Source organism: Vreelandella populi, assembly GCF_003989825.1.
Lineage (GTDB): Bacteria > Pseudomonadota > Gammaproteobacteria > Pseudomonadales > Halomonadaceae > Vreelandella > Vreelandella populi.
In genome coordinates this window covers 16,612-37,831 of sequence record NZ_RZHE01000008.1, presented here as the reverse complement: position 1 = coordinate 37,831, position 21,220 = coordinate 16,612, and the positions used below count along the sequence as shown (strand labels likewise).

The window sequence follows — 21,220 nt, the reverse complement described above, 5'->3', positions numbered from 1 at the left end:
ACCATGATGGCAACGGGCGCGCCTTGCGCAGCCTATTGAAACACGAGTTTGACCGCACGTAACGTTTAGTCACCGTTAATGGCTATGCAAATTTTGCATGGGTTGTTATTAGCAAAGCATTAGACGATCTATCTTATATTAGCGTCATTTAACTTTTTTACTACTTACACGTTGTAGCCCAGCAGGCGTGGAAGCCAAAGCGCAATCTCGGGAAATATAGCCACCAGGGCAAGCGCACAGCCCATCGCGACCACAAATACCAGCGCCCAACCAAGCGTGTGCTCAAGGCGAATCTTGGCGACTTCCGTGGTGACCATTAAATTGACCGCAACGGGCGGCGTAAACTGGCCTATCGCGATATTCATCGCCAGCAATATCCCAAACCAGACCGGATTCCATTCAAAATGCTGCATCACTGGAATCAAAATAGGCATCATAATCAAATAGATGGAAATTGCATCGAGCAGCATGCCTGCCACCAGCACGGCAAGCATTACCAGGATCAGTAGTAAAACCCCGTTATCCGTCAGCCCAATGATCCATTCAGCCAAATGGCGGAAGGTACCCAGCATGGTGCCCGCCCAGGCAAAAATACCGGCCAGGGCGATGATGAGCATCACCACGCCCGAGATAATCGCAGCCTCGCCCAGAAGCTCCCATAAATCGCGTAGCGAGAGCTCGCGCGTCAGAAAAAGTCCCACCAGCGTGCCGTAGGCGACGGCCACCACCGCTGCTTCGGTAGGTGTAAATAATCCCGAGCGCAGCCCGCCTAGAATCAAAATGGGCGCAAACAGCGCTGGCAATGCCTCTTTAAACGTGGCCCGAACGCTCAGGCGCGGGTTATCTGCCGTGAGCGTGCCACCTTCCCAGCCGTTGCGTTTGGCAAAAATCAGCGCAGGTACTAACAGCGCCAGCCCTGCCAAAATGCCGGGAAACAGGCCGGCTGCAAATAGCGCACGCAGATCGACCCCTGGCACCACAATGGAATACAGAATTAACGCCACCGAAGGCGGAATCAGAATAGCGGTCGAGGCGGAGGCGGCAATTAACGTGGCCGAAAACGGCTTGGGATAGCCTGCCTTCGTCATGCTGGGCAGCATTACCATGGCCACAGCGGCCGCGTCGGCGGGGCCTGAACCGCTCATCCCGCCCATGATCATGCACACCAGTACCGCCACCAGCGCCAGGCCACCGTGACGCGGGCCAATCATCGCCTGAGCAAAACGTACCAGCCGCAGGGCGACGCCCGAGCGTTCAAAAATCAGCCCGGTAAGAATAAACAGCGGAATCGCAATCAGAGGGTATTTGGCAATGCTGTTATAGGTATTGGTACCCAGCGTTGCCAGCATATCGGGTGATAGGCCAAGCACGATGCCCACAGCTCCGGAAAGCGCCAGCGAAAAAGCAACCGGCACGCCTGCAATCAGTAACCCGCCAAAGGCGAGAATCATCCATACGTCAGGCGTCATCAGAAAGCTCCCCGGTTAACCGCGCGCGGGTTTGCTGCAGTAGCCGCCACAGCATGGCAAGGGTGAGCACCGGCAGCCAGACCAGATACCACCATTGCGGCAGGCCAAGCCCGGGCGAGAGCGACTCCCACTGATACTCCTGCCAGGCAAGCTTGCCCCCGTACCAGGTAATCAGCCCTAACACCGTAATGCCGCATAATGCCTGAAAGATGATCAAGGCCTGGCGAAAGCGTGGCGGGAGCGCTCGCTCTAAAAAACCAATGCGAATATGCCGATTGCGGCGCAGCGCAACCGACGCACCGGCAAAGGTCAGTACCACCAGCAAGAAGACCGAAAACTCTTCGGTAAACGAAAACGAGCCGCCGGTGATATAGCGTGTCACTACGTTACCCAAGCTAATCAGCGATATCACAATAAGCGCAATCGCGCCTATCCAGCGCTCAGGGCGCGCATCAGGAAAGCCTTTCATAAAAGCCTCATCACAACCAAATCTACCGGCCACAAGGGCCGGTAGCGAGTACATCAAAAGAAGCGGTTAACGCCCATCGATAGCTATCTGGGCCGCCTCAACCAGCGATTCGCCAATGCGCGGCGCCCACTTTTCGTAAACTGACTGGGTGGCGTCTACAAAGGTCTGGTACTGCTCATCAGTGAGTTCGGTCACTGTTACGCCACGCTCTTGAATGGCGGCCAAACGCTCGCTTTCCTGCTCGCGGGTCATGGCCGTTTCCCACTCACCCGCTTCAAGCGCTGTTTCACGCAGCAGGGTTTGCTGCTCTTCGCTTAACGTCTGCCAAACCTGCTGGTTCACCGCAAAAATCAGCGGGTCGTTCATGTAGTTCCAAAGCGTCAGATGCTGCTGGCCCACTTGATCAATACGCGCCACGTCAAATACGGAAAGCGGATTTTCCTGGCCATCCACAGCGCCGGTGGTAAGCGCAGGTTGGGCATCGGTCCAGCTCATTTGTGTAGGATCAGCGCCGAGTGCATTAAACGTATCCTGGAACAGCGGCGACCCCACCACGCGGATTTTCAGACCGTCCAGATCATCGGGCTCGGTGATAGCTCCGCGCGAGTTGGATACCTGTCGAAAACCGTTCTCCCCCCAGGCAAGCGGAATCACGCCACGTGACTCAATCGCCTCAAAGACCATAGCGCCCGCCTCACCGCCAGTAATGGCGTCAACCGCGGTTTCGTCAGGAATAAAGAAGGGTAACGAGAACAGATTAAGCTCCGGCACCTGGGGCGACCAGTTGATGGTTGAGCCGACGGCGGCGTCAATCAGCCCCGAGCGCATGGCGGAAAACTCGCGGGTCTGATCGCCGGATACCAGCTGGGAATTAGGGTAGACGCGCAGGGTTAATTCACCGCCGCTGCGTTCTTCGACCAGCTCGGCCCACTTTTCAGCCGCCTGCCCCCAAGGGAAGGCATCGGACAAAACGGTAGAGACAGAAAGCTCGCGGGCTTGGGCTGAAAAAGCAAGCGTAATAAGCACCGCTCCGGTGAGGCCCTTAGTCATGTAACTCATATGGCGTGTCAGCATTATGATGATTCCTTTTTTATCGATTTTTATAGGGTTGTGAGCAGCCTCTGTGTGCTGCCGGGCGCGATGCCCAGCCCCATTGTAGGCACTTAGAAGGCGAAGGGAAGATGCCTTTGCTGATATGCTATGAAAGACCTTTCATTGACCGGATACGTTATGCCGTTACGCGATCTATTGCTTGGCCTGTTGGTAATCGCCATCTGGGCATTAAACGTTATTGTTATTAAAGTTGGTGTCGCAGAATTACCGCCTCTGCTTATGACGACGCTCCGCTTTATGCTGGTTTCTCTTTTACTGGTGCCTTTCTTCCCGGTATCCCGTTCTCAATTGCCCTTTCTTTTACTCCTTTCATTCACCTTCGGCACGCTGCATTTCGCCCTGCTATTTATCGGTTTGAGCCAGGCCGAAGCGGGCACAGGAGCGCTTTTAGTGCAAATGGGAACGCCCTTTGCCACGCTGCTTGCAGTCATCTTTCTTAAAGAGAAACTGGGCCCTAAGCGTCTAATCGGGCTGTTACTTTCGTTTGCTGGGGTAATCGTACTAGCGGGTGGGCCAACGCTTCCTTCACCGCTGCCGCTGAGTATTTTACTGCTGTGTGCTTTGGGCTGGGCGGTATCACAGTTATTGATCAAGCGCGGCCCGGCCATTGCGCCGCTGGCACTGGCTGGCTGGGTAGCGCTACTGGCGGTGCCACAGGTAGCCGTTGGCTCCTGGTTGTTTGAAAGTGGGCAGTGGCAGGCAATCAAAGAGGCGGGGTGGGTAGGCTGGGGAGCGGTCTTCTATACGGCGGTGATGTCGTCAATTGTCGCCTACGGCATATGGTACGCCCTGCTGCGCCGTCATCCGGTTAACCGGGTGGTCCCGATGACGCTTTTGGTACCCGTGCTGGCCGTTGGTCTGGGCGCACTATTGATGGACGACAGTCTGGGGCTTCATAAGCTGATGGGCGGCGGCCTGGTAGTGGCAGGTATCGGCTTGATCCTGATCCGTTTTCGCAAGCGCCGCCCAGCGCTTTAAGTTTTCCTGTTAATCGATGGGCTGGCAGAAGCCTGCCTGGTCCGGAATCGAGATACAGTCACCCACCTTGATACCGCGTTCGGCGAAGTAGCCGCCATTCACTTCAAGGGCCGCCCGATAAGCAGCTCCTGCCGGGTAGGCAGGGCACTCGGTGGGCGCGCTGGATTCACAGGGCGGCATGGTATTGATGGCTACAATACGCCCTTCTTGATCGATAAACGCGATATCCAGCGGGATTAACGTGCGGTACATCCAAAAGGCGTTGCCCGCAGATTGCTCCTGCTCAAAGCGAAACAGCATACCGCGGTCTTCAGGCAAAGATTCCCGCCCCATCAACCCCTGCTGACGCTGCGCCGCGGTTTGGGCTACTTCAACTTCCAGGCGGTGCGGGCCGCCATCACTATGGATGGCCAGTGCCAGCAGTTCGCCGCCCTCGGCATCACTACGTTCATCAGCGTTATCTGCCCAAGCGAGCGCCCCCCAGAGCGTACCGGGGAGTAGTGCCGCCAGCGGCAAACCTAATGCCGCTTTCAGCACGAGTCGACGAGTCGGGTTCATAAAGACGCCTCCTTTAATCGGTCTGCTATTCGGCGATGGTCATGACTTTCATGGTATTGGTACCGCCATGGGCATTCATGTGATCGCCCCGGGTAAGAATGACATGATCGCCCGGCTCGGCAAGGCCATGCTGCACCAGCAGCTCAAGCGCCCGATCGTTAAGTTCGGTGGCGCTCATTTCGGATGTATCAAAGGGCAGTGACACCACGCCACGATAGAGTGCCATGCGCCGCTGGGCAATCGGGTTATGGGCAAGCCCGACGATAGGCAATCCCGAACGAATGCGCGAGGCAATCAGCGGGGTATAGCCAGAGGCGGTCATGCAGGCAATCGCGGCTACACCGGTCATATGGTTAGCGGCGTACATGGCGGAAAGCGCGATGGTTTCATCCGGGCGGGTAAAACCTTCATGGATACGGTGGCCCGACTCCTGAACTAGCTTTTCACGCTCAGCCCCAAGGCAGATGCGCGCCATGGCTTCCACGGTTTCCACCGGGTAGTCGCCGGCGGCAGTTTCCGCCGAGAGCATCACCGCATCGCTGCTGTCCAGCACGGCATTGGCCACGTCAAATACTTCAGCGCGGGTAGGCAACGGCGCGGAGATCATGCTCTCCATCATTTGCGTGGCGGTAATCACCGCGCGGTTGAGCGAGCGGGCACGCTTGATCATGCGCTTCTGAACGCCTACCAGCTTGGCATCACCAATTTCCACGCCCAAATCACCCCGGGCGACCATGACCGCTTCCGACGCTTCGATAATGCCATCAAGCGTTGCGTCATCCGCCACCGCCTCGGCGCGCTCCACCTTGGCGACCAGGCCAATCTCCTTGCCCTCTTCGCCCAGCAGTCGACGCGCTTCAAGCATGTCTTCGGCATGGCGGGGAAACGAAATGGCCAAGTAGTCAACGCCAATCTCGACGGCGGTTTTTAAATCTTCCTTATCTTTTTCCGTCAGTGCCGGCGCCGAAAGACCACCACCCTGCTTGTTGATGCCCTTATGGTTAGAGAGCTTGCCGCCCACCACTACCTGGGTGTGCACCTGCTGGCCATCCACGCGGGTAACGTCCAGTACCACGCGGCCGTCATCCAGCAGCAGTCGGTCGCCGGCGCCAACGTCCTGGGCCAGTGTCTTGTAATCGCAGCCTACCTGCTCGGCATCGCCGGCATCGCGGTCCAGCGCCATGTCCAGCACGAACGCCTGACCCTCCTTCAGAGTCACCGCACCCTCCTTGAACCGGGCGATACGGATTTTCGGACCCTGAAGGTCGCCCAGCGCGGCCACGCTACGGCCAAGCTGGGCGGCTATTTCGCGCACCCGCATCAGGCGCTTGCGATGATCGTCGGGCGTACCGTGGGAGAAGTTCAAACGTACGACATCCACCCCCGCTTTCAGCATTGCCTCCAGAACCCCCTCACGGTCACTGGCGGGGCCAAGAGTGGCGACAATCTTGGTACGGCGAAGCGGAACATGCGTCTGTGGATTCATAATTTTCCTAAACAATTTCCTGAACAATCGCGAGATGTGTCATTAGCTTAGCAGTATAAGACGACCAAGATGACAACCATAAGCCGTGGAGACAAGTTATTCGCCCAGAGTGACCGTGATTTTTAACGGGTACTCTTCGCAGTTGTTGCCCTCGCCGCCGCGGTCCACCACCAGGAACTCGCCCTCGCGCTCCAGCACCGACTGAATCGCGTGCCAAGTACCGGCACGGTAGTTCACGCCTTGGCGGCCGTCGGTGACGAACGCGCGCACATCATCGGGGTTGATGGCCTCACCGAGCGGGGCAACCACCACAATAAAGCGCTCCTGATGCAGCGGCATGAATGTCTGACTGCCCAGCGGGTGGCGCTCCAGAAAGGTAAGCTCCAGCGGCAGCGAGATCGGCTGGCTGACAAAGATATTGATCAGCGTATGGGCGCACTCGCCAAGCGTTTCCACCCGGGCGAGGTCGTGATGACGCTGGGTGCGCCCGGCATTGATAGGGAACGCCGCGCTGCTGCGCGCGTCGATCACATCGCCGAAAGGCGTAAAGGCTTCCGGCGTTAACGGAACGGCGGTCAGGTTCAGCATCGTGACTCCTACTCCTTTGCGAAACTAGCGGAAGAGTTTAAGAGAGGCGTGGCGGTTGACGTCCTTGTACAGCAGATAGCGAAACGGCCCTGGCCCACCGGCGTAGCAGGCTTGAGGGCAGAAGGCGCGCAGCCACATGAAATCGCCCGCTTCTACCTCGACCCACTGCTGGTTCAGGTGATACACCGCTTTGCCTTCCAGCACGTAGAGGCCATGCTCCATCACGTGGGTTTCATCAAACGGAATCACGCCGCCCGGCTGGAAATTGACGATAGTGACGTGCATATCGTGGCGCACGTCGTTGGGGTCAACAAAGCGGGTGGTCGACCAGCGGCCTTCAGTACCGGGCATTTCGTTGGGGGTGATCGCCTGTTCGTTGGTAACGAAAGCCTCAGGCACCTCAAGGCCGTCCACATACTCGAAGGCCTTGCGGATCCAGTGGAAACGCACCGGCGCCTGCGCGTCGTTGCGCACACGCCACTGAACCCCCGGTGGAATGAACGCATAGCCGCCCGGTACCAGGGTATGGCGCACCCCGTCGATAGTCAGGGTAAGCTCGCCTTCGACAACGAACAGCACGCCCTCGGCATCAGCCTCCGGTTCGGGCTTGTCGCTTCCCCCGCCCGGCTGCACTTCCATGATGTACTGGGAAAACGTCTCGGCAAAGCCTGATAACGGTCGCGCCAATATCCATGCGCGGGTGCCATTCCAAAACGGCAGGTTGCTAGTCACGATATCACGCATCACGCCCTTGGGAATCAGCGCATACGCTTCGGTAAATACCGCCCGGTCAGCGGTTAGCTGAGTCTGCGGCGGATGTCCGCCGGTGGGGGCGTAGTAATTGGGTAGATTGTTCGTTGGCATTGTTTTTCCTCTTCATTGTTGCTTGCTGTCACCATTCACACATGATCACGGCATTCTTAAATGAATAAATCAAATAATTGATATTTATAAAAACACTTAACGTTACTCAAAGGTTTCACGCCACTTTTGGGTTTTATCACCACTTGGTTTGCGCGGTTATTAAGCAGTTTAGTAGACAATACGCTTGTGAAACATTAATACCAATAGTAACGTCTCTAGAAACCTTCGTTTCAAAAATCTAAAAAATAGACGAGAAATGGCATCTGTTAATGCTCCTAGAAGAACAGCCACATGGCACGAGTCGCTTTATTCAACGCTAGCTAAGTTCAAGCTCGTCCAGTTCCTGATAAAGCTCGCTGATGGCGTGGATACGTGCCCTTCCCTCAGCAAGCCGCTGATGCAGCAAGCTGTTCGAGAGCAGGCTGATCAAACTCATTGCGCTGGCATAACTGTCAAAAGCCGAAACGCTGTCCAGAGGACACTCAAGCCACCAGTCTACGTGGCGCGTATAGTTTTTTACGGTTGCGTCGCCAAACAGCAATACGCGGCACTCCTTTGCAGCAAGCGTTTTCAGCAGCGTATTGAAAAAAGCGGGCCGGCGCCGAAACCCGAACACCACCACCACATCATTTTCACCCAGCGATACCAGTTCCTCAGCCAGGCTTTGATTAGGTTGAGGCGCCAGGCTGACATTGTCACGCACCTGTACCAGTTGCTGTCGAAAATGCACGGCGAGGGGGTAACTGTTACGAAACCCAATCAGCACGATACGGTTTGCATGATCGAGCGCGTTCATCACTGCTTCAAAATTCGTCGAATCGACGTTGGCAAACGTCTGCCGCAAGTTATCGTACTCCCGCGCCAGGTGACGTTTAAAGCGCTCTTCATCGGGCCGCTCGCTGCCTGTTACCAGGGGCACACCCATGCTACGCAATTGCCTGGCATGCTGCTTGACCACTTGAAAGCTTTCAAAGCCCAGTTTTTTAAACAGACGACTGACGGTGGACTTGGACACCCCGGTCAAACGGGCCAGATCAGCCCCACTAAAGGTCGCCAGGTCATCAAAATGATCCAGGATAAAGGTGGCTACACGCTGCTCCTGGGTACTCAGTTCAACAAATTGTGTGGCAATTCGCTGGCCAATATGTGGCATCGAAGAGGAGGACGGTATCGCCAAGAAAGACTCCTTAGCGCGTGCAGTGCACGCACGGAAAACAAGAAACATAAAAACAGAAGGTATTGATGCACGCCACTAGCGCGCTTTGCGTTCGTTTTAACGCACCGAGTGCGCCAGGTTGCGCTGCATACGCCCAGGTCAGGCCGCCAGACTCACATAACGATAACGTCCATTAATGCGAGGCAACCTATGTCCCCTAACACTCAACGTTCTATGCCCCCGCCACAAGCAACGCCCAAACGAGGATGGTGCCGGGTTCCCGATATCTATGTTGTTTTATTTATCTTTATTGCCATTGCCGCCATTGCGACACACTTTGTACCGGCAGGCCAATTCGAACGAGTGCCAGGCCCCGCCGGACGCACCACCATCGACCCTGCGTCTTTCCAGTTTGTAGAGGCAGCGCCCGCCGGCTTCACCGACTTCATGCTGGCCATTCCCAATGGGCTTATCAGTGCAGGCGAAGTGGTGTTCTTCACCTTCATGATCGGCGGCATGTTCATGGTACTGCGCCGTACCGGCATTATTGAAATTGGCGTTGATAAGCTGACGCGTCGCTTTGCCAACCAGAGCCTCCTGATGATTCCCGTGTTGATGACGGTGTTTGCAGTGATCGCCACCGTGATCGGCACTCAGGAGCTTGCGCTTGTCTATGTACCGGTCATTCTGCCGCTGATGATTGCGCTGCGCTTTGATTCTGTTACCGCCGCTGCCGTTGCGCTGTGCGCCACGACCGCCGGGTTTGCCACCGGCCTTTTGAATCCGATCAATACCGGGCTTGCCCAGCAGCTATCGGGCCTCCCCCTGTATTCGGGGCTTGGGTTACGCGCGCTCGCCTTTGTTGCCATTCTGGGTGCGGCGATTTTTTTCGTGATGCGCTACGCCCATAAAGTGCATCAGAATCCGGCCTTGAGCCTTATGCAAAACGATGAAGACGAAGCGGACAAGCGTTCAAGCTACCAGCATAGCGTGAGCGAGTCAGCGCGAGTGGCCAATACGCGACAGAAGCTTGCCGCTGCGGCAACGTTCATCTTCTTTGGCGTACTGGTTTATGGCGTGCTGCGCCAGGGCTGGTTCATGCTCGAAATGGCCGGGTTATTCATCATCATGGGTGTGGTGGTCGGGTTGATTGCAGGCCTCAGCACCGACGACATCTGCGAAGGCTTCAACAAGGGCTTTCGAGATGTGCTGGTTGGCGCCATGATTGCCGGCGTTGCCCGCGGTGTGGCGGTAATTCTCGAGCAAGGCCAGATCATGGACACGCTGGTTTACGCGCTCGGCAACGTGGTCGGGGGGCTGCCCACCATTCTCTCTGCCATTGGCATGTACGTGGCTCAGCTACTGTTCAACTTTGTCATTCCCTCCGGCAGCGGCCAGGCGCTTGTGACCATGCCCATCATGGCCCCCTTATCCGACATGATCGGCGTTACCCGCCAAACCGCCGTTCTGGCATTTCAGCTCGGCGACGGCATGGGCAATATTCTTTACCCCACCTCGGGGTACTTTATGGCGACCCTGGCTCTGGCTGGCGTTTCCTGGCAGAAGTGGGTCAAGTTCTTCTTCCCGCTGTTTTGCGTCTGGGTGCTGATTGCACTCGGCTTTCTCATCTTCGCCCAAGCGGTGCAGTGGGTAGGCTAACCTTTAGCTCATTTAAAGAGGTGCCGGGTGGTGCTCCGCCCAGTGGCGGGCGATATCCACCCGGCGCGCCACCCATACCCGGTCGTGGGTTTCGATGTAGTCGAGAAAGCGTTGCAGGGCACGAAAACGCCCGGGGCGGCCCAGCAGGCGGCAGTGCATGCCAATCGAGAGCATCTTGGGCGCTTCCTCACCCTCTTCGTAAAGGACATCAAAGGCGTCGCGCAAGTAGGTGAAGAAGTGGTCCGCGGTGTTGAAACCCTGAGGCGCGGCAAAGCGCATATCGTTGCTATCCAGCGTATAAGGCACGATAAGATGCGGGTGTTCACTGCCCTGGCTATCAGTTACTCGGGTCCAGAACGGCAGATCATCGCCGTAATAGTCGCTGTCATATAAAAAGCCGCCCTCATCCAGAAGTAGCCGCCGGGTATTGGGGCTATCGCGCCCGGTATACCAGCCGTCTGGTTTTTCACCGTAAAGCTGCTGGAAAATCTCCACGGCTTTTTGAAGATGCTCACGCTCAATGTGTTCGGGCACTTCCTGATAGTGAATCCAACGATAGCCGTGGCAGGCAATTTCATGCCCTAACTCTTTGAACGCCTGGGCGACTTCAGGGTTTCGTTCCAGTGCCATGGCCACCCCAAAGACGGTTAACGGCAGCCCGCGCCGCTCAAACTCACGCAAAATCCGCCATACCCCTGCCCGGGAGCCATACTCATAAATCGACTCCATGCTTAAATGGCGGTCTGGGTAGGCGGCAGCGCCAATAATCTCCGACAAGAATTGCTCTGAAGCGTTATCCCCGTGGAGTACGCTATTTTCACCGCCCTCTTCATAGTTAAGTACAAACTGAACGGCGATTTTGGCCTTGCCCGGCCAGTTGGCGTGAGGCGGCGTACGCCCATAGCCCATTAAGTCGCGCGGATAGGGAGAGTGAGTCGTCAACTTCATAGAGCAGATCCTTACCGGTAATCGCTAAGCGTGTAAGCCCAAGAATGCCATCAGTATTTGTATACAAAGTAGCCATATTCACAGCTAACCGCAATACAACCGTATACAACGAATCCCGCTTTAAAAGCCAGCAAGCGTGCAAACCTGAACGAATGGTCAAGATTATTAGCCTTTTTAATAAGCTTAAAGGCCTTGCTCTTGGTGATAAACCAACCTATTTTCGTATACAAGATGTTTTAGCTGCTTACCTGTGGATCGCTTATCGTGCATATACATATTATCAATCCCAATACCACGGCATCGATGACTCAAGCCATTCATCGTACTGCTGAGTGCCAAGCTTCAACAGGGGTTCGCATAACTGCCTCTCAACCCGAGTCTGGCCCTGTCTCCATCGAAAGCCACTTTGATGAAGTCGTCAGCGCGGTAGGTGTGGCCCAAGAGGTGTTAAAAGGCGAACGCGAAGGAGGCATTGATGCCTACATCGTGGCCTGCTTTGGCGACCCAGGGCTGCTTGCCGCTCGTGAGCTAACGCGCGCCCCGGTGATTGGTATTGCAGAAGCCGCCTTTCATCTGGCAACCCTTATCAGTACGCGGTTTTCGATTGTGACGACGCTAAGCCGCACTGGGATTATTGCCGAACACCTGCTAGAGCAGTACGGCTTTCGCCATCACTGTCGGCGTATCCGTGCTGCAGAAATTCCGGTACTCGATCTTGAGCATCATCCCGACGCTGCCTTTAAACGTATTGTGGAAGAGTGCTGCCGCGCCCGGGATGAAGATGATATCGGCGCGATTGTTTTGGGGTGCGGAGGGATGGCAAATCTTACCCAAGAAATTAGCCGTGAAGTGGGCATTCCTGTAGTTGAAGGCGTCAGCGCTGCGTTAAAGCTTGCCGAATCCTTGGTAGGCCTGGGGCTTTATACCAGCAAGCACGGCGACCTTGCCTATCCACGACCCAAACCGTTTACCGGTCAGTTTGCAGCGCTTTCTGACCTTCAATTACCGCCTAAATAGCGTTTTATTTGCAATACCCGACAGCTCTATAACGACTTAAACAATTGATTAAAAATAAAAAGCAACAGAACCAGCACGTCCAGTAGCACGCCATGCCGCAAGCGTTTTTCAGGTAAAAACCTGGGATACCAACAATACTCATAATCTTGCGAGGACGACATCATGAGCATTTCAGCACCTGCTCAACCGTCAGAAGACCCATCCACTGTGCACACAGGGTTGGATACAAAAAGCCTGGGGGCGGAAACCCTGGCTCCGCAACACACCCGAATTATGGGGCGAGGCTCCTATTTTCTGGCGTGGTTTGGCGGCTGCGTATCCATTGGTACCTTCGCCATGGGCTCAAGCGTGGTGGGTACGTTAAACCTGTTGCAGGCAACGCTTGCTATCGCGATTGGCTGTTTTGTGATTGGCATTGCGCTCGCGATCAACGGTGCGGCGGGCTACAAGTACGGCATCCCGTTTATGGTGCAGGCGCGCAGCGCCTTTGGGTTTACCGGCACCCGCATCCCTGGTTTGGTTCGCGCGGTACCCGCCGTTGTGTGGTACGGCTTTCAAAGCTGGATTGGCGCGGGTGCACTCAATATGGTGTCGGCCACCCTGTTCGGCTTTGATAATCTGGTGTTCTACTTTATTACCTTCCAGCTTTTGCAGATTGGCCTGTCTGTCATGGGTTTTCAGGGTATCAAATGGCTGGAAAACATTGGCAGTGTGTTTATCCTGGGCTCGCTGATGTATATGTTCTACGCCACGGTGCAGCGCTATGGCGATGAGCTCTCCGCCAGCCTGCTGACCATGGAAGGTTCCTGGGGTATGCCGTTCTGGAGCGCGACTATGCTGTTTTTGGGCATTTATAGCACCATGATGCTCAATGTCAGCGACTACTCCCGTGAGCATAAAAAAGGCACAGGCCAAGGGCTTCTTACCACCATTTACGCGATGTCGATTCTGCCCTGCACGCTGTTTATGGGGCTGATCGGTTATATGGTGTCAGAGGCGACAGGCACGGCCGACCCTATTCAGGTATTTGCCAACGCGGTGGATAACACCCCACTTTTGATGATTACCCTGCTGTTTATCGCTTTTGCCCAAGTGACCACCAACGTGCTCAATAACGTTGTGCCGCCCACCTATGTATTGATGGATGTATTCAAGATCAAGTTCCCGGTCGCTACCGTTATCGTGGGCCTGCTCGCCTTTGCCACCTTCCCCTGGAAACTGGTTCAGCCTGAGTCGGCTGCTGGCTTACAGCTTTTCGTGCAAACCTACTCGGCATTTCTTGGCCCTATCTTTGCCATTCTGGTGGTCGATTACTACGTCATCCGCCGCCGCACTTTAGATATCAGCAAGCTGTATGACGTCAACGGCCCCTATCAGGGCATCAATATGGCTGCCCTGATCGCCACCGTCGTGGGTATTGCCGCCGCTCTCACTTTCTCGTCGGTTTCCTGGTATGCCAGCCTGATTCCAGCCGGGGTCACCTATTACCTGCTGATGAAGCACTGGGCTCCCTGCCAGCGCTTTGCTCAATAAGGATTTTATTAACCTCAACCCCCTACGACCCACAACATAAAAATGCGAGTTCGTAATGAAAGAGCGTGAAACTGCAAGTAGCTTGGATATAGGGCATATTGACCCGACGTTGTATAACGATGACTTGGCACCGGTAAAGCCCCAGGATCGTACCTGGGGTGCTTTTGAAATTTTCAACGTCTGGTCCAACGATATCCAGAGTCTGTTTGGCTATACCCTGGCAGCGTCGCTGTTTCTCTCCTACGGACTGAACGGTTGGGCAGTAATGGCGGCGATTATTCTGGCCGGGGTTATCGTGATGTTCCTGGTCAATTTAACCGGCAAGCCCAGCGTTAAATATGGCATACCGTTTCCGGTAATGGTGCGCGCAAGCATGGGCGTTCGCGGCGCCAACTTCCCTGCTATGCTTCGTGCGATCGTAGGTATTTTCTGGTACGGGGTGCAGACCTACTTTGCTTCCACCGCCGTCACACTCTTAATTACTGCCTTGATTGGCGGGGGTAACGGTAATACGTACCTGGGGCTTTCGGGTGTGGCCTGGGTGTCGTTCGTGATTGTCTGGCTGTTTCAGATTGCAATTTTTTGGCAGGGTATCGAGCGCATCAAGCACTTCCTCAATTGGGCAGGCCCGCTGGTCTACGTCGTCATGCTGGTGCTGATGGTGATTGTCTGGGTTCAGGCAGGCGATGAGCTCTTACCGGCGGTTGGCTCGATTTTTAGCGGCTCAGGGGAATCCAACGGCACCGCCATTGGCGCGTTCCTGGCCATTGTAGGCACCATGGTGGCCTACTTTGCCGCGGTGGTGATCAACTTTGGCGACTTTACCCGCTTCGTCAAAACCGAGCGCCAGATGAAGCTGGGCAACCTGCTGGGCCTGCCGCTTAACGTGGCGTTCTTTTCCTTTATTGCGCTGATGATTACCGCTGGCACGCTGGTGCTGTTTGGCGAGGCGCTCACCAACCCCGCCGATATCGTGGAGCGAGTGGATTCACTGCCGCTCACTATTGTGGCCGCTCTCACCTTCTTTGCCGCCACCGTGGGTATCAATCTGGTCGCCAACTTTATTCCGCCTGCCTATGACCTGGCCAACCTGTTCCCCAGCAAGATCAGCTTCAAGATGGGTGGCCTGATCACTGCGGTGATTGCCTTCTTCGTCGGCGCCTTCTGGATATCGTTTATCAGCCAGATCGGCATCCCCGGTTTTGTAAATGCCCTGGGCGCCATCGTCGCCCCGTTCTACGGCATTATCGTGGTGGACTATTACCTGATTAAACGCCAGCGCCTGGATATCCAGGCGCTGTTCTCATCAAAACCGGGCAGCACCTACTACTACACCAACGGCTGGAACACCCGCGCGCTGATTGCGTTTGGTGTAGCGGCAGTGTTCTCGCTTTCTACCGTACTGGTGCCTGCGCTATCGAGTTTAGGCGGCTATGGATGGCTGATTGGTGCGGGTCTGGGCGGGCTGATTTATTACGGATTGATGCGGGAAAAGGCGATTTGAACGCATTCCAGCCTCAACCGCCAAACCCAAACGCCCGGCATTAAGCCGGGCGTTTGTTTAACTAAAGCGCCGTTAACTCCCGAAAATATCCTGCAAGTCCGGTACGTTATCCTCTCCCTCAACCATGGAAAGCGACGCCTCAATAGCCTTCAAGTGGCGGCTCATAAAGGCTTTGGCGCGCTCGCCGTTGCCGGCTTCCAGATAACCGATCAAGTCATCGTGATCGTGGGATTCGCAGCCTAAATGACCACGATGACCGTATACCGCCAGAATGAGTGAGGAGCGAGAGCAGAGCCGTTCGACAAACTCTGCCAGTGTGGCATTACCGGATAGCTGGGCTAGGCGCACATGAAAGTCTGCAGATAGACGAATGGCGATGCTCTGTTGACCGCTGCGCAGCGCCTGGCGCTCCTGGCGGGCCATGTCGCGTAGCTCGGCGGCTTCTTTTTCGCCAATTCGCCTTGCCACATCAGGCATTAGCCCGCACTCGATAAGCTGGCGGGCATCAAACACATCTTTAGCTTCTTCCGCCGTTGGCCGGGTGACGCTCGCTCCACGCCGCGGCGTCAAGGTCACCAACTGCTCAAGCGCCAGGCGCTGGAGAATTTTGCGTATACCCGTGCGGCTGATATTAAAAACCTCCGCCAGGGCATCTTCACGCAGCCGGGCGCCGGGCTTTAAGCGCTGCTCAACAATGGCATCGCTTACCACCCGATAAATCGTCTCATGGCGTTCATCGCCCTCTTTTTCAGGGGCGTGCCGTTTTGCAGCCATCTGCACCTCACTCATCTGGCGCTCCTGTTGACTAATGCTTAACTTCCCCGGTAGGTGGAGTAGCCATACGGGGATAAAAGAAGCGGCACATGATAGTGCTGATCGGCATCAGCAACGCCAAAACGCAGAGGAATTACATCCAGAAAACGCGGTTCTTCAGCCTCTACACCCTGCACTCGTAGGTAATCGCCTGCATGAAACACCAGCTCATATTCGCCAGGCGTAAAGGCCTCGCCTTCCAGAAGCGGCGCGTCACAACGGCCTTCGGCGTTAGTGACCGCCTCCCCTACGTGCTCACGATGACCTGCGGCTACGTGAAAGATATCAATGGTAATCCCTTGGGCTGGCTGACCTTTTGCGGTATCCAGTACGTGAGTCGTTAAACGTCCCATAGCGGCTCCTTGCTGCTAATGAATAATTAAAGTAGGCAGGTCTAGATTACCTTTATGCCTTTAATATTGTATACATGATTAGCCTATTAACCTGTCAGTTAAGGAATCATCATGCCTTCGGATACCGCGCAACTGCTTCTTGATCCACGTCCTAGCCAGCTTTCGCAGGATGCGTTTGTAGCTCACTACGGGGATATCTATGAGCACTCACCGTGGGTCGCCGCAACCGCCTGGCAGCAAGGTTTGAATGAGGCGCATGATGCCCCGGAAGCACTGGCCGTAAAAATGGGCCATATTCTTCAGCAAGCGCCAAGCGAGCAACAGATAGCCGTTATCCAGGCTCACCCCGACCTGGCCGGTAAAGCCGCCATGGCCGGTAAGCTCACCCAGGATTCCACGCGCGAACAGGCAGCCGCCAGGCTTGACCAATGCTCACCAGAAGAATTTGCACGCTTTGAAGCGTTAAATGGCGCCTACAAGAAGAGGTTTGGCTTTCCCTTTGTGATCGCCGTTAAAGGGCTTGATCGACATGCCATTTTGGCGGCGTTTGAAAAGCGCCTGGATAATGAAGCGGTGACAGAGCGCGAAACGGCCATTGAGCAAATTATCCGTATCGCACGCTTTCGTTTAACAGCGCGAGCCATGGGCGAGTAAGCCGCCCAACCACGTTTAGAACACATAAAAAAGCGCCGCGCCCAAAGGGCACAGCGCTTTTCACCGCCAGGGGTTAGCGGTTTAAAAGGGGTTTAGCGCTTCGCGGCATCTGCTGACTTTTGAATATTGTCAGAAGCTTTTTGCTGAATGTTGTCAGCGGCTTTCTGAGTATTATCGGCTGCCTTCTGAGTGTTTTCTTCGGTCATTTTCTGGCTTTCCTGCATAAAGCCCTGACCGATAGAAGTCACCTTTTCAGAGTCGCCTTTCAGGCGTTCCATAAAGTCGCTAGCAACGCGTTGCTGGCTTTCCATGGCTTTTTTGAAGCTGTCGGCATCTTTAACATCAAGCCATGTGCGTGCTTGTGAAACTGTCATATCAGAGTAAGCGCGGGCAGCGTCAAGTTGCGCACCCATCAGCTTTTGATAGTAATCAAGTGCTGTCTGCGTGTAAGAACGCATAGGTGATACAAAAGTAGACTCAAACTGTTGAGTGCTGTTCTCTGTAGATTTCATCATCACGACATCTCCTTGGGTTAGCTAGCAAATCGCCGCCCGTTACTGATGGAGGCGATGCTGATGCGTCGGCGTTTGCCGTTGCTCCACCCAAGCTAGCAGCGCATTTTGTGCAGCGCAACATGATTTTTTTAAACCGTTATGCTATATGCCTAGCTTGTTCGGAAACCGGCTAGATTAATCAGCCGGTTACCTGTCTTTTATGACAAATCACGAATAGTGAACGCCTTACCTGCAATCCCGTCATGCACGCTCAACATACGCTTGAACCATTCATCCACTAGGGCGTTTTCTTCACCTAACGTTTCAAGCGATACGGTATGAGCCCACATCAAGCTGCCAAACAACAGGTAATCCGCGCCGCTGGGTGCATCCCCATCCAAAAAGGGGCTACTGCGCAGTAAATCGCGCACGGGCGCCAGCAGCGTTGCCAACTGTTGTCTGGCTTGCTCCGGGTTATGTAGCGCTTCCAGGCGGGTACCAAAGCGCGCCTCACGGGTTTTACGAAAATAATCCCGGTCGTCAGGGTGAATGGCAGCTAACAGATCCATGGCTACCAAGCGAAAAAGAGCGGGGGTTACGCTGCGTTCTACAAAGTACTTAAAGAACAGCGCACGCTGATAACTTGCTCCCTCTCCCAGCACCGGCGCTTCAGGGTAGGTTTTATCCAGGTAGCGCATGATGTCGAAACTGTCGGTAATCACCTGCTCGTTATCAAGCAGTACCGGCACCTTGTCGTAATCGGCGAATGCCAACGCCTGCTTATCTTCAAATCGCCAAGCAACCGTATCGTAATCCAACCCTTTATGGGCAAGCGCCATACGAACGCGCCAGCAGTACGGGGAGAAGCGCAAACGTTCATCGCGGCCACATAAATCATAAAGCGTTCGGGTCATCCTTTTATCCTTACGGTTAATGCAAGATAGGTAAAACCAAGTTGATCAATAGACATTGATCTTAATTCACTGGCTAAGCAAGAAAGGCCTTCTTACACTGTCTTTTAGTCTAATGGCAGCTTGTCGTTCCGCCACCCAATAAACGCTATAAAAAACAATGAATACAAACTCTTATATACATTTTCTTTGTTTAAACAAGCACCTTAGCAAAGCACTTTTATGGTAAGACCAATTTTCCACTAGTGTTATTTTTTGAACCGAACCGTATCTTGCTCATTGTTACGTTTAGCACTGGAAACGCTAGACGGATGCAGAGCACACCAAATAAATAACCGGGGCGGCCTTCACCTATGAACGAAACAACACTAGCTCTTCTGGCTTTCCTGCCGTTGCTGCTGGCAGGTATTTTGCTCGTTGGGTTTAAAATACCTGCCAAAATAGCCATGCCAATTGTCTTTTTAACGGCAGCCATTATTGGTCTGACCGCTTGGGACATGTCGTTTACCCGCATCGCAGCTTCCACGATTCAGGGCCTCATCCAAACAGCGGGGCTTTTATGGATCATTTTCGGCGCGATATTACTGCTCAATACGCTTAAACACTCAGGCGGTATTACCGCCATTCGCAACGGTTTTTCGGGCATTAGCCCCGACCGCCGGGTACAGGCACTGATTGTGGCCTGGCTGTTTGGCTGTTTTATTGAAGGTGCATCAGGTTTTGGTACCCCTGCTGCGGTAGCTGCCCCTTTGATGGTTGCGCTGGGTTTCCCTGCCCTGGCAGCGGTTGTCGTGGGCATGATGATTCAATCAACGCCCGTTTCGTTTGGTGCTGTGGGCACGCCCATCGTGGTTGGGGTGGGCAGCGGCCTGGACCGCGCTGGCATTACGGCTCAGCTTGAAGCCAATGGCTCGACCTGGAACGAATTTTTTCGATTGATCACCAGCGAAGTCGCTATTACTCACGGCATCGTGGGTATCCTGATGCCCTTGATACTGGTCGTCATGATGGTGCGCTTTTTTGGGGCGAACCGCTCTTGGAAAGAGGGCCTGTCGATTACGCCGTTCGCCATCTTTACCGGCGTATGTTTTGTGGTGCCCTACATGCTGGTAGGCGTGCTATTGGGGCCTGAGTTCCCTTCCATGATTGGTGCCATGGTCGGCCTGGCGATCGTCGTCCCTGCGGCGCGTAAAGGCTTCTTGCTGCCCAAGGATACCTGGGATTTTCCTGAGTCAACCTCATGGCCGGATGAGTGGATCGGCAACCTGCAAATCAAGCTGGACGATGTAGCCGGCAAGGCGCCCATGTCGACCCTGAAAGGCTGGATCCCTTATGTGTTGCTGGCCCTGTTCCTGGTCGCTTCACGTACTATTGAACCACTGCGCGTAGCGCTCACCTCGATCAACCTGAACTGGAACGATATTCTGGGTGAAACAGGTGTTAGCGGTGGTGTTCAGCCGCTGTACCTGCCCGGCGGTATTATCATTGCCGTCGTTATCATTACCTACTTCCTGCATCGCATGAACCCGCAGAAGATCAGCGCGGCAGTGTCGGAATCCACCAAGACGATTTTCGGCGCCGGTTTCGTGCTGGTGTTCACCGTGCCCATGGTGCGCATTCTGATCAACTCCGGCGTCAACGGTGCAGACCTTGTCTCCATGCCGGTGATGATGGCCCAGGCCGTGGCCAGCGGCGTTGGCGACATCTACCCGTTCTTTGCCCCGGCCGTGGGTGCCATGGGCGCCTTTATCGCCGGCTCCAACACGGTTTCCAACCTGATGCTGGCAGAGTTCCAGTTTAATGTTGCTCAAACCTTGGGGCTGTCTACAGCCATGATGGTCGCGCTTCAGGCCGTCGGTGCGGCAGCAGGTAATATGATCGCTATTCATAACGTGGTCGCGGCCTCGGCAACCGTAGGTTTGCTTGGCCGTGAAGGTGCGACGATTCGTAAAACGATTATCCCGACCATCTACTATCTGGTGTTTACCGGCATTATCGCGTTAATAGCTTTTTATGTGATTGGTATTACCGACACGTTGATGTAACCCTAGCTCTAGTTATGGGCATAAAAAAACCCCAGACACTGTCTGGGGTTTTTATTGGGCGCCTGTTCATGGCACACGGCTAATCTATTCGCTTTAACTCCTTGGAGTGCTGCTGACCGCGGATAACGTAGCTTTGTGCGTTCAGCTTTAAGCCTTCTACGGCATCCGCTGAGAGTTCTCGCACTACCCGAGCGGGCGAGCCAACAATCAGGGAGTTGGGTGGGAATACGGCCCCTTCTTTGATAAACGCGCCTGCACCTACCAGGCTATTTTCACCAATCACCGCGCCATTGAGCACCACCGCCTGGATGCCGATCAGGCAACCATCGCCCACGGTACAGCCATGCAGCATGGCTTGGTGGCCTACCGTGACACCATTGCCTACTTTAAGCGGATAGCCGGGGTCGGCATGCAGGACCGCGCCATCCTGAATATTGCTTTCTTCACCTATTTCCAGGTGATCGCTATCGCCGCGTAAAACGGCCTGATACCAGACGCTTGAACGCGCTTTTAAGGTCACTTGTCCGATCACATCCGCCGTATCGGCGACATACACGTCTTCGTGTATCGCAGGCCGATGCTCTCCGTATTGATAAATGGCCACATGA

21 protein-coding genes are annotated in these 21,220 nt (G+C 54.8%); 7 read left to right on the top strand and 14 right to left on the bottom strand.

The features are described from left to right. Window positions 1–164: 164 nt before the first annotated feature. The 3 genes from ELY25_RS09800 to ELY25_RS09790 all read right to left on the bottom strand — a co-directional run bounded on the left by ELY25_RS09800 (window position 165) and on the right by ELY25_RS09790 (window position 3,015). Window positions 165–1,469 (bottom strand): TRAP transporter large permease, encoded by a 1,305-nt coding sequence (locus ELY25_RS09800; protein ID WP_126951105.1) that lies wholly within the window; start codon window positions 1,467–1,469, stop codon window positions 165–167. Continuing rightward, window positions 1,459–1,938 (bottom strand): TRAP transporter small permease, encoded by a 480-nt coding sequence (locus ELY25_RS09795; RefSeq protein WP_126951104.1) that lies wholly within the window; start codon window positions 1,936–1,938, stop codon window positions 1,459–1,461. The genes ELY25_RS09800 and ELY25_RS09795 overlap by 11 nt, the downstream gene beginning before the upstream one ends. Window positions 1,939–2,004: 66 nt before the next feature. Then, entirely contained in the window at window positions 2,005–3,015 is a 1,011-nt protein-coding gene (locus tag ELY25_RS09790) for a DctP family TRAP transporter solute-binding subunit (RefSeq protein WP_126951103.1), read from the bottom strand. Between the two features lie 153 nt (window positions 3,016–3,168). On the opposite strand from ELY25_RS09790, the gene ELY25_RS09785 reads away from it, so the two are divergent. Beyond that, entirely contained in the window at window positions 3,169–4,029 is an 861-nt protein-coding gene (locus tag ELY25_RS09785) for a DMT family transporter (protein WP_126951102.1), read from the top strand. Between the two features lie 9 nt (window positions 4,030–4,038). Here the strand turns inward: ELY25_RS09785 and ELY25_RS09780 are convergent, their stop codons facing one another. The 5 genes from ELY25_RS09780 to ELY25_RS09760 form a co-directional block, all read right to left on the bottom strand. Continuing rightward, entirely contained in the window at window positions 4,039–4,587 is a 549-nt protein-coding gene (locus ELY25_RS09780; protein WP_126951101.1) for a DUF192 domain-containing protein, read from the bottom strand. Between the two features lie 25 nt (window positions 4,588–4,612). Then, on the bottom strand, window positions 4,613–6,073 hold the full coding sequence (gene pyk / locus ELY25_RS09775; protein ID WP_126951100.1) for a pyruvate kinase: 1,461 nt from the start codon (window positions 6,071–6,073) through the stop codon (window positions 4,613–4,615). Between the two features lie 96 nt (window positions 6,074–6,169). Next, window positions 6,170–6,661 carry an ureidoglycolate lyase gene (locus tag ELY25_RS09770; protein ID WP_126951099.1) on the bottom strand — a complete coding sequence of 164 codons (492 nt, stop codon included), beginning with the start codon at window positions 6,659–6,661 and terminating at the stop codon, window positions 6,170–6,172. A 24-nt stretch (window positions 6,662–6,685) separates the two neighbouring features. Then, window positions 6,686–7,525, bottom strand: a complete 840-nt coding sequence (locus ELY25_RS09765; RefSeq protein ID WP_126951098.1) for a bifunctional allantoicase/(S)-ureidoglycine aminohydrolase — start codon at window positions 7,523–7,525, stop codon at window positions 6,686–6,688. A gap of 316 nt (window positions 7,526–7,841) precedes the next feature. After that, entirely contained in the window at window positions 7,842–8,702 is an 861-nt protein-coding gene (locus tag ELY25_RS09760) for a MurR/RpiR family transcriptional regulator (protein ID WP_236995694.1), read from the bottom strand. A 189-nt stretch (window positions 8,703–8,891) separates the two neighbouring features. Here ELY25_RS09760 and ELY25_RS09755 point away from each other — a divergent pair, with 189 nt between their 5' ends. Then, window positions 8,892–10,340 (top strand): YfcC family protein, encoded by a 1,449-nt coding sequence (locus tag ELY25_RS09755; RefSeq protein ID WP_221885415.1) that lies wholly within the window; start codon window positions 8,892–8,894, stop codon window positions 10,338–10,340. Window positions 10,341–10,352: 12 nt separating this feature from the next. Here the strand turns inward: ELY25_RS09755 and puuE are convergent, their stop codons facing one another. Continuing rightward, window positions 10,353–11,288, bottom strand: coding sequence for an allantoinase PuuE (puuE, locus tag ELY25_RS09750; protein ID WP_126951097.1), 936 nt, complete (start codon window positions 11,286–11,288; stop codon window positions 10,353–10,355). A 264-nt stretch (window positions 11,289–11,552) separates the two neighbouring features. Here puuE and ELY25_RS09745 point away from each other — a divergent pair, with 264 nt between their 5' ends. The 3 genes from ELY25_RS09745 to ELY25_RS09735 all read left to right on the top strand — a co-directional run bounded on the left by ELY25_RS09745 (window position 11,553) and on the right by ELY25_RS09735 (window position 15,342). Further along, window positions 11,553–12,305, top strand: a complete 753-nt coding sequence (locus ELY25_RS09745) for an aspartate/glutamate racemase family protein (RefSeq protein WP_126951096.1) — start codon at window positions 11,553–11,555, stop codon at window positions 12,303–12,305. A 162-nt stretch (window positions 12,306–12,467) separates the two neighbouring features. Beyond that, window positions 12,468–13,838: an NCS1 family transporter gene (locus tag ELY25_RS09740; protein ID WP_126951095.1), complete on the top strand. Its 1,371-nt coding sequence runs from the start codon at window positions 12,468–12,470 to the stop codon at window positions 13,836–13,838. Window positions 13,839–13,893: 55 nt separating this feature from the next. Then, entirely contained in the window at window positions 13,894–15,342 is a 1,449-nt protein-coding gene (locus ELY25_RS09735) for an NCS1 family nucleobase:cation symporter-1 (RefSeq protein ID WP_126951094.1), read from the top strand. Window positions 15,343–15,414: 72 nt separating this feature from the next. Here ELY25_RS09735 and ELY25_RS09730 read toward each other — a convergent pair whose 3' ends face one another. Further along, window positions 15,415–16,131: a GntR family transcriptional regulator gene (locus ELY25_RS09730; RefSeq protein WP_126951093.1), complete on the bottom strand. Its 717-nt coding sequence runs from the start codon at window positions 16,129–16,131 to the stop codon at window positions 15,415–15,417. Between the two features lie 23 nt (window positions 16,132–16,154). After that, window positions 16,155–16,508: a hydroxyisourate hydrolase gene (uraH, locus tag ELY25_RS09725; RefSeq protein ID WP_126951092.1), complete on the bottom strand. Its 354-nt coding sequence runs from the start codon at window positions 16,506–16,508 to the stop codon at window positions 16,155–16,157. Between the two features lie 111 nt (window positions 16,509–16,619). On the opposite strand from uraH, the gene uraD reads away from it, so the two are divergent. Then, window positions 16,620–17,162, top strand: a complete 543-nt coding sequence (uraD, locus tag ELY25_RS09720) for a 2-oxo-4-hydroxy-4-carboxy-5-ureidoimidazoline decarboxylase (protein WP_126951091.1) — start codon at window positions 16,620–16,622, stop codon at window positions 17,160–17,162. Window positions 17,163–17,254: 92 nt separating this feature from the next. Here uraD and ELY25_RS09715 read toward each other — a convergent pair whose 3' ends face one another. Together ELY25_RS09715 and ELY25_RS09710 are read right to left on the bottom strand one after the other, a co-directional pair. Beyond that, the gene (locus ELY25_RS09715) at window positions 17,255–17,677 is read right to left on the bottom strand and encodes a phasin family protein (RefSeq protein ID WP_126951090.1); all 423 of its coding nucleotides are present in this window, start codon (window positions 17,675–17,677) and stop codon (window positions 17,255–17,257) included. 197 nt (window positions 17,678–17,874) lie between these two features. Next, window positions 17,875–18,570, bottom strand: coding sequence for a glutathione S-transferase family protein (locus tag ELY25_RS09710; RefSeq protein ID WP_126951089.1), 696 nt, complete (start codon window positions 18,568–18,570; stop codon window positions 17,875–17,877). Window positions 18,571–18,920: 350 nt separating this feature from the next. On the opposite strand from ELY25_RS09710, the gene ELY25_RS09705 reads away from it, so the two are divergent. Further along, window positions 18,921–20,612, top strand: a complete 1,692-nt coding sequence (locus ELY25_RS09705; RefSeq protein WP_126951088.1) for an L-lactate permease — start codon at window positions 18,921–18,923, stop codon at window positions 20,610–20,612. 79 nt (window positions 20,613–20,691) lie between these two features. On the opposite strand, the gene ELY25_RS09700 is transcribed toward ELY25_RS09705, so the two are convergent. Further along, window positions 20,692–21,216 carry a gamma carbonic anhydrase family protein gene (locus tag ELY25_RS09700; protein WP_126951087.1) on the bottom strand — a complete coding sequence of 175 codons (525 nt, stop codon included), beginning with the start codon at window positions 21,214–21,216 and terminating at the stop codon, window positions 20,692–20,694. Between the last annotated feature and the right edge of the window lie 4 nt (window positions 21,217–21,220).